The organism is Rhizobium ecuadorense (assembly GCF_001187535.1).
GTDB lineage: Bacteria > Pseudomonadota > Alphaproteobacteria > Rhizobiales > Rhizobiaceae > Rhizobium > Rhizobium ecuadorense.
Genome location: NZ_LFIO01000806.1, coordinates 1 through 425 on the forward strand (window position 1 = coordinate 1; position 425 = coordinate 425).

Genomic DNA, 425 nt, shown 5'->3' on the forward strand with positions numbered 1-425 from the left:
GGCGATTGGCGATGTCGGCCGCAATCATCGGCATCTTGCGCGTTTTCTCGGGTTGCTGAGCGATGTAGTCATCAACATCGCCCTGGGCATCGGCAATTTCCTGCAAGGCTATGCGCACCGTCAGATCTCGCTGAGTGCCGTCGATCTCATCTTCGTAAAGGGGGCCTGCGCTGCCCCAGCCGATGATCTCGCGCTTGTCCTCCGCCGGCATGTCTTTCGGCTCCTTGGACCATTGGATGAAGAGGGTTTTCAAGCAATCGAGACCATCCTTGCCGAGAGCTGGCGCCATCGCCGCAATCAGGTTGTCGTACTGGCCGTAACCATCGTCTTGCACGGCTTTGAACACCTTCTCGGCCAGGACATTGGAGTCAATATTGGCGGACGCGGCGATTGCGGCAGCATCCTCGCAAGCCTGATGAAAACTT

At 57.6% G+C, this 425-nt stretch carries 1 protein-coding gene; it reads right to left on the minus strand.

All coding sequences use genetic code 11. From position 1 onward, the window contains the following. Positions 1-425 (minus strand): DUF6880 family protein (locus AF337_RS14105; protein ID WP_342028430.1); only part of this gene is annotated, 425 nt, incomplete at both ends.